Source organism: Streptomyces sp. NPDC026246, from assembly GCF_055567995.1.
Genome location: NZ_JBVHPJ010000018.1, coordinates 54,823 through 62,556, shown reverse-complemented (window position 1 = coordinate 62,556; position 7,734 = coordinate 54,823). Strand labels below are relative to the sequence as shown.

Annotated in this window: 5 protein-coding genes and 1 pseudogene; 3 read left to right on the top strand and 3 right to left on the bottom strand. The window is 68.7% G+C overall.

The genetic code is table 11. The features are described from left to right. A pseudogene (locus ACZ4M5_RS32025) lies at positions 1-385 on the bottom strand (RlpA-like double-psi beta-barrel domain-containing protein); the annotation flags it as partial. A 525-nt stretch (positions 386-910) separates the two neighbouring features. Between ACZ4M5_RS32025 and ACZ4M5_RS32020 the strand changes: the two are divergent. Together ACZ4M5_RS32020 and ACZ4M5_RS32015 are read left to right on the top strand one after the other, a co-directional pair. Continuing rightward, positions 911-1,141 (top strand): hypothetical protein, encoded by a 231-nt coding sequence (locus ACZ4M5_RS32020; RefSeq protein WP_467742112.1) that lies wholly within the window; start codon positions 911-913, stop codon positions 1,139-1,141. Positions 1,142-1,755: 614 nt separating this feature from the next. After that, complete coding sequence (locus tag ACZ4M5_RS32015; RefSeq protein WP_467742110.1) at positions 1,756-2,499, top strand: hypothetical protein; 744 nt, start codon at positions 1,756-1,758, stop codon at positions 2,497-2,499. Positions 2,500-3,782: 1,283 nt separating this feature from the next. On the opposite strand, the gene ACZ4M5_RS32010 is transcribed toward ACZ4M5_RS32015, so the two are convergent. Further along, entirely contained in the window at positions 3,783-4,466 is a 684-nt protein-coding gene (locus tag ACZ4M5_RS32010) for a hypothetical protein (RefSeq protein WP_467742109.1), read from the bottom strand. Positions 4,467-4,655: 189 nt separating this feature from the next. Between ACZ4M5_RS32010 and ACZ4M5_RS32005 the strand changes: the two genes are divergently transcribed. Next, positions 4,656-5,294, top strand: a complete 639-nt coding sequence (locus ACZ4M5_RS32005) for a hypothetical protein (protein ID WP_467742108.1) — start codon at positions 4,656-4,658, stop codon at positions 5,292-5,294. A gap of 440 nt (positions 5,295-5,734) precedes the next feature. Here ACZ4M5_RS32005 and ACZ4M5_RS32000 read toward each other — a convergent pair whose 3' ends face one another. Beyond that, positions 5,735-7,414 (bottom strand): ABC transporter substrate-binding protein, encoded by a 1,680-nt coding sequence (locus ACZ4M5_RS32000; protein WP_467742106.1) that lies wholly within the window; start codon positions 7,412-7,414, stop codon positions 5,735-5,737. Positions 7,415-7,734 lie beyond the last annotated feature (320 nt).

Sequence of the window (7,734 nt, the reverse complement as noted above, 5' to 3'; positions counted from 1 at the left end):
GATTCGTCACCTTCAACCGCGTCCCCACCGCGAACCGGTCACTCGTCGCCGCCGGCGCACCCGCCGGATCGTTCGAGAACGTCACGGTCGACCCCCCACACACCTGCTCCCCCGCAGGCGCGACCGACGCCGCACCACCCCCGGCACCGCCCTCCTGCCCATCCCCCACACGCTCGATCCTCGCCTTGCGGATCAGGTTCTTGCCCGGTTCGCGGACCTCATCGAACGCCGACTCGTTCAACAGCGCACAGCTCCCCGACGGTCCGGCCACCCGCACGGTCACCGCACGGCCGTTGTCCAGATTCGTCACCTTCAACCGCGTCCCCACCGCGAACCGGTCACTCGTCGCCGCCGGCGCACCCGCCGGATCGTTCGAGAACGTCACGGTCGACCCCTCACACACCTGGCTCGCCGCTCGAAGGGTTGTCTGAGGGGCCTTGCTCGCAGCCTTACTCGTCGCCTGGCTCGTGCCCACGGTGACGGCCACTGCGCCGAGGGCCAGGAACGCCGCTCCCCCTGTCAGGGTGAGCTTGTGCGTGCGCGTCATGCGTCGCCTGCGAGACATCGCGGTCTTCTCCCTGTGGTCGGTCACTGCTCGTCGGCCGGAGTTACGGGCCGCCACGCCGTGCCGTTCAGCGACCGACGAACAGACGAGCATGGACACGGGCCGTTTCGCGTGACCGCGACCGCGGACCCGTCGCAAGCGTCGACTCTCCCCATGCCGCCAGTAGTGGCAGTTCAGCGCCGTGATTCTGCGTCGGCGCGGAGGTCACCTGGCAGTCCGGACGTACCGGCGGCAGGGGTGCCGTTGCCCTAACCGGCCTCGTATTCCGACCGCTGGACCGCTCACCGTCGGTGCGCGGTACGGCCCCGCTGGGAAGTCCGGGGCCTCAGTGGGACCCGTAGGCCGGTGCTCGTCGCCGTCCAGGACGGGCTCGAGGTGCCGAGCGGCCCTCACGTCGAGAACGAGCACGGCGCCTCCCGCCTGCGCGACGCCTGCGACCTCGAACTGCTGGTCACCCTGCTCCGTGACGGAGGCGTCGACGTGTCGCTGTTCACCTCCGACCAGACGGACGACCTGGCCGACGGTGGCGTCCTGCGTATGGTCGACTCCAGCGGTGACGTCACGACGGACCGGTAGGCGTCGGCCGGGGCAGTATGGTCGGCAGCCACGTGCCCGCCCACACTCAGATGTCGGCATCGACAACATTGCCGCAGAAGACCATTGCGAATTCCAATCGATAGGCCCTTGCGCTCCAAGCGCGAGCGGCCGACCTGAGACGGCCGACGGAAACCACGCAGGCGACATGAGCGATGTGGCGATTCCACCTTCCGGTCCTGCGGTATCCGGATGCGGCGACCCCGACCGGATCACCGCAGGCCGGGGGGCAAGTGACGGATGTGACGGTTGAGGTGCGACACGCGGTGCCCGACGCTCGTGGCGCCGTGGGCGGTCGGGGCAATGGGATGCTGACACCGGTCGGCACGCGTTTCGGCCCCAGACTCCGTCGTGGCACTGCCCCCGCTTCCACGACGGGTACGGCACCCCGGGTTGTCTCCCCCGGCAATCCGGGGTGCCGCACACCCATGGCCCGGCACCCCCACGCCCTGGAGCCTGCACCGGGCTGACATGCGCTCGCCGCCCTGCCTCGTGACGATGGTCCGAGCGGCGTCATGGGGCGGCGAGAACGTGAGTCATCCGGCGGTGATCGCAGCGGGAAAGGGCAGGTTCCTCGAGGGCCCACCGGTGCTCCCATGACGGTGAAGATCGACGAGGCGGTGACCGGCGGGGCCGATGTCGACGACCGGACGTTCGCCCCGCGCGCCGGGGAGCATGCAAGAGTGCCGCGCGGAGCCGTCCATCGGCCCGACAACGCCAGCCTGGTCGAGGTGCGGTTCCTGTCCACACGTCACCGGCCCTGGACGACTTCTTCACGGGACGGCGAAACCAAACGTGGTGACGAACGGCAGCCCGCCGGCAATCAACGAACCCCGGCGAGCCTCGCGCTACGACAGGGGCTACACCGCCATAGGGAGCGTCACTCTGATCGTTTTGCCCTGGCCGGTGCTGACTACCGTCCATTCGTCGACCAGCTCCGAGACGAGCCCCAGCCCGAAGCCGCCCCACGGCCCCCGGTCGCCGGGCGCCACCGGGCGCGGCACGATCCGGCTCCGGTCACCCACCTCCAGCACCAGGCGGCCGCCGCGCAGGAACATTCCCAGGTGCCGTGGGCCCGGTGTGTGCCGGCAGGCGTTAGTCACCAGCTCGGACACAACAAGCAGGGCGTCCTCGGCCTGCTGGCTACGTTCCCCGTCCGGGCCCTTGAGGACGCCCTGACGAGCGAGGTGCAAGGACACGGCACGCCGTGCGCAACGGACCGCTTGCGTGCTGTGGGCCAGGTTCACCGTGCGCGCGAGTGCGGGCCTGAGGGCATCGAGCGGGACAGGCATGGCTTACACCAGACTCTCTTTCCGTCCATTCCTTCGCTTACCTATTGAGCCTGGCATAAGAGGCTAATTGGGGCGTTAGGGTATTTCCCTCAAACTTCGGCGCGCCAGCGGTCAATCTGAGTGCCAGCCGGACACGGTCGACTGCGTGCCCGATAGGGGACCGGGACCTCACGCGGCCACAACGTCGGCGCAGTCCTGCTGGACGGTGGGCGCGGGCAAGCCCGAAGTCGTCGCCACGGGCGCCGCTGCCGCTGCCAGGCCCGGCGCTCCGGGGTCATCGTCGAACAGGGGACCCATGTGGCGTCGGCCGTGGCGTCGTCGTAGAGGAAACCCATGGCGGGCTGGGCCACATCGGTGCGGCGGGCGCCGGTGAGCGGCTGCTGGACTCTCTCAGTGAGCGGAGACATGTCGTGGTACGGCGACCAGAACTCGGTCGGCACCGCCGCGAACGCACGGAAGCTGTCTGGTGGTCCGGCCCGGGACTGCCCGATGAGGTGGCGAACCGGTCGGGCCGCGCTGGTCGAGGCTGCCGCCCTCTTTCTCGGCATCCCCCGGGGCCCCGCAGGCCGGATGCTTGGATGGTGCGGCCGTTGCAGACAAGGAGGTGCCGCATGTGCAAGGCTTCCTGCTACGTCCTGTCGGACTCGCGCAGCTCGTTTGTCCGCTTCCGGTGACGGCACCTTCACTGTGCGTGCATCTGCGCGAGAGGACTCGGCCGTCGTCCACATTCCGCTGTCGCGGGACTGCACCGCCCAAGCCCACTTCGAGATCAACGGGTTGCGGGCGCTGGTGAAGTGGCCGCCACCGGCCATCCCAAGGCCAAGCCGGTACCGAGCCGACGGCCGCCTCCACGCCCGTCTTCCCGCGGTGACGGTCTTCGTATGGCCCCGCGCCACGTCGTGCACGGCGGAGAACGACACATAGCCGATCAGGATCAGCACGAACGGGGAGCGGGCCTGCCACGAGTCCCAGTCCGGGTGAGAACACCCGCCTGGTCCAACAGGATCCCCTCGCGGATGGCGACGGCCGCGTTCACGATGGTCAGTACGGACGGATAGGCATCCCAAGACCGCGCAGGTCGCGCGGCGGGAGCAGTTTGGCCGCCACGACCCCCATCCGCGATCACGAAGCAGATTCCGATGCTCAGTTCGATGTGGATTGGGTGCGCCGCCTCCCCTCCTCAATCCGGCGCGCGTCGGCTGAAGTGAAGGAAAGGGGCAGCTCTCTCGGCACCAACCGGCTCAGGTCGCAGTCGGTCCAGCGCCGCTCGGGCGACGTCTGCGATCGTTGCTCCTTCACACCTACACGCCACGGGCCACCAAATCCGGTTGTCACGGCAAGGTGGAGGACGACGGCACCGGGTTGCTCATGAGCCGCCAGGGGCCATCTTGTTCGTCCTGTACATAGGTGTTGTTGGCTCCGACGGCGGCGGCCGCCTTGTCCCGCGAGTCGTTCGCGCCGAATCCGGCGAACACGACCGGGCGAATGCCGTGGCTGTCGCACACGACCTTCAGTTCCTTGCAGACCCGTGCGAAGTCCTGGATCCTTACGTCCTTGGCGCCACCGCCGACGATGCCGAGAAGGTCCTCGGCCCAGATGTCGGCCTTGACGGGCGCCGCTTTGCGGTCGCGGCTGTTGTCGGCCTGCCTGGCCCACACGGTCGGGTCCTGGCCCCCGGGGGGCAGGTCATAAAAATCGACGGCCCAGGCCGGCGCCGGTCCGCCGCTCCGACCCACCCAGGCGTTGACGACCTTGCATGCGTCGGCCTCCCGCCTGTCGCCTACGGCGTTGCGCTGCGCTCCTATCGCTTCGGCTCCCGCCAGAGCCGAAGCGAGTGCGGCGTAGTCCGTGAACTGATAGTCCTTGGCGTCCTTGATCCAGCGGGCCAGGATGTTGCCGTAGGGGCCCAACTTGATGCCTGCCGCGACGAGGGCGTCCACGAGGGCCTTCACCTGCTGTCCCGGTGACGTCGGGTTCGGACCGCCAAATACCGTGGTCCCGACGGTGATCGTCATGCGTGCCCCACATTCTGAAGACTGATTAGGTCCACGCTAAGTCGTACGCGCGTGGATGCCGTGGGACATCCAGGCCGCTCCGGGGGCCGGTGGACTACCCGTTCAGGCGCCCGAACGGACAGCGCGGCTGCGCGACTCTTCCGTTACCAATGGAGTACATCCAAGCGCCCGAGCAAAGAGGGAAATCACGTGGACGAGACGATCAGCGCGGCACTGGACACGCTGGAACTCAACGGCGCCGACGCCGGGTACTGGCTGGCCACGCTTCGCGGGTTCGAGGAGGCGGAGCGCTGCGGCCCTGCCCAGGACTGGGACACATTCGTCCAGCGGTTCACCGCCTGGACAGCGCAGGCCGGACTGCCGTCTGACGTCGTCCACCGGTTCGTCGAGTACGCGGCGCGTACCTACGGGGCCGAGCTGGTCGGGTACCTCGCCGCCCTCACCGACGAGCAGGTCGCGGCCCATAGGGTCGAGGCCGGATGGGCCCGACTGATCACGAGCCACGGTGCGGACTGGGCGGCCTACGACGGTTCGCAGGCGCACTGGGAGTACTTTCGCGACCAGTTCTACGTCCATGCCAATGATATTGACGCCCAGGTGTACGCCATCGCTCACGAGCAGCTGTCCCCGTACGACGCGGCGACTCGGGTGGAGCGCTACCACGCACTCGTCGGACTCGGACTGCCAGTGGACGGCTCCGCCGCCGAACCCCGTTCCTCGAAGGCCGAGTTCCCTTTGAATCCGGCGGACAAGGCCACATCGTTCGACGAGCTGTCGGTCGAGGAGCTCGAGGAGGCGATCCTGCGCTATGCGGGCGCAGCGGTCTAGCTTCTGCAACGGCTGTGCGCCATCGGCATCGCCGAGGCCGTTCGCTCACGCCGCGCCAGCAGGTGACCGTCGGCGACGTGCAGGCCGAGGAGCTGACGGAGCGGCCGCTGGCTGTTCAGTGGCTGCCTGCGCCGCATCGCCGAGGACGCCCACGCGCGGCGCTGGATGCTGGTCCTGAGGCTCGCCAGCCTCCGCGCCGGCCACATCGAGCTGTCCGCTCCGCCGCCGGGCTGGGACAACTACCAGCGCCTGTATGACGAGCCGGAAAGCGAGCACTGATTCACGCGTCTGCAATGTTCCGCTGGTGCACGCGTGCGCTTCACCTGCGGCTCGCCGCTTTCCAGCACAACCTCGGTGTGCTGCTGAACCCGTGGCAAGGAGCGGGGCCGGGCGCTGCGGGCAGGGAAGGGCCAACTCGTCACTCCCGCGTTCGGTCGTCGTCAGGCCGCCCCGAGCCACATCCGGTCGTAGTAGGAGCCGGATTCCCCGCGCATCTGGTAGTTGTGGATCTCCGGCCTGCGAGCGGCGAGGAACCGCATGCTGCCGACGTACACCCCGGCGGCGTCTCGGACGAGCTCCTCCTCGACCTGGGCGAGGTAAGCGTTGGAGGCCTCCAGGGTGCGTGCCGTTCGGGCCTTGGCGGTGAGCTCGTCGACGACCTTGTTCTTGTAGCCGCCGTAGTTGTACGAGGCGCCGGTGGTGTAGTTGGAGGAGACGTTTTCCAGGGCGCTGTTCAGCGTGATGTACATGTGCCGTCCGTAGATGTCGCCTTCCCCTTCAGCCGTGATTTGGTCGAAGGCCGTCTGGCCCATGCCGCGCAGCTCGATGTCCACGCCCACTTCGGCGAATTGCTGTTGCAGCACCTGGGCGAGCAGCGGCCAGGGGTCCTGGCTGCCGTGCGGGAAGTCCAGTCTCAGGCGTCCGACCCCGGCCTCGCGCAGCAGGGCACGGGCTCGGTCCGGGTCATAGGTGTAGGGCTTCGCCGTACGCCGGTACCGGTCCAGTTTCTCAGGGAAGGGGCAACCCCAGGGATCGGCCAGCCCGAAGGTGACGCGCATGAGCTGTTCGCGGTCGACCGCCCAGTTCAGGGCCTGCCGTACGCGCCGGTCGCGCAGTTCCGGGCGTTTGAGGTTGAGGGCCAGCCATTGGCTGCCGCGGACCGGCACGGGGTGGACAAACCGCTCGCGGGTGCTGCGGTCGGCGGTGAACTTCGGCGCCTGGCTGGCCACCAGCCCCTCGCCGAGAATGTCGATGCTGCCGGCGTTGAGCTGTAGTGACTGCATCGAATAGTCGATGCCCCAGCGAAACTCGACGGTGTCGACGAGCGGGGTGCCGCGCCAGAAGTACTTCTCGTAGCGGCGGAACGTGGCCCGCTGGCGTTTGCTGTCATAACGAATGATCCGGTAGGGGCCGGTGCCGATGGGCGTGCGGCCGAAGGAGTTGCCGAGGCGGCGGATCTCCTCGGCCGGCAGGGCGGCGGTGTAGGGCTGGCAGAGCAGGGCCAGCATGAGGACATCCGGTTCAGTCAGCCGGATGCGCAGGGTGTGGGAGTCGAGGGCCCTCAACCCGCTGACCGTTTCGGCCTTCTTCTCGTAGACGGCCTGCGCGCCCTCGATCGTGAACAGGAAGCTCGCGGCCCAGGAGGCGAGGTCGGGGTCGAGGATGCGGGTCCAGCTGTTGATGTAGTCCTGCGCGGTGACCGGCCGGCCATTGTGGAAGCGCACGTCGCGGCGCAGCGGGATCGTGTATACGCGGCCGTCCCGGGACACCGTCGGCATGCCCGCGGCGGCGTGGGGGGCTGGCCCGTCGTACTGGTCGCGATAGTGGTAGAGCGGGGAGTGCAGAACGGTCGAGATGGCCTCCCAGCTGTGCAGGTCCCAGCCGATCGCGGGGTCGTATGACTGGGCTTCCGTCGCCCAGGCCGTGATCACCTTGCCCTTGCGGCGGGCGCCGGGGGGATCGGCACCTGGGCCGGGGGCCCAGGCCGGGACGTCGGCGAGGGGGCCGGACCGTACAGGCCGTGCCTCTCCGGTGCAGCCGCTGAGGAAGGCGCCTGCCGCTCCGGCCGCGCCGGTGGCCAGGACGAGTCGTCGGGTCGGGATGTGCAGCGGTCCGGCCATGGCCGTCCTCTCGTGCAACTGCCGAAGGGGAGGTGAGAGCGAGGCACCTCGGGGGTCGGAGCGGATAGGCGGGATGCCCCGGTGGAGCGTCACGCCGCTGTGAGCGGATCACCAGCATCGGCCGAAACCGCCCTCGATTGGCCGAAAGCCTGCACGCGGCGGAGCTCCCTGTCAACGTCAGGCACGACTTTTATTGACCGAGGCGTCAGTTGGTTCGGCTATCGGGTAGGGCAGTGGCGAAGTGCGCCTGCTCACCCGACATGAGCGGTCCGGTCCCCGGTCGTGTCGCCGCTGGGCCGCATCGCCGTCCTTCGCAGGAC

What these genes read in the sequence shown, in the direction of transcription:
- ACZ4M5_RS32015 (WP_467742110.1), top strand. Translation starts at nt 1,756, where the DNA reads ATGACGGTGAAGATCGACGAGGCGGTGACCGGCGGGGCCGATGTCGAC.
- ACZ4M5_RS32010 (WP_467742109.1), bottom strand. Translation starts at nt 4,466, where the DNA reads ATGACGATCACCGTCGGGACCACGGTATTTGGCGGTCCGAACCCGACG.
- ACZ4M5_RS32000 (WP_467742106.1), bottom strand. Translation starts at nt 7,414, where the DNA reads ATGGCCGGACCGCTGCACATCCCGACCCGACGACTCGTCCTGGCCACC.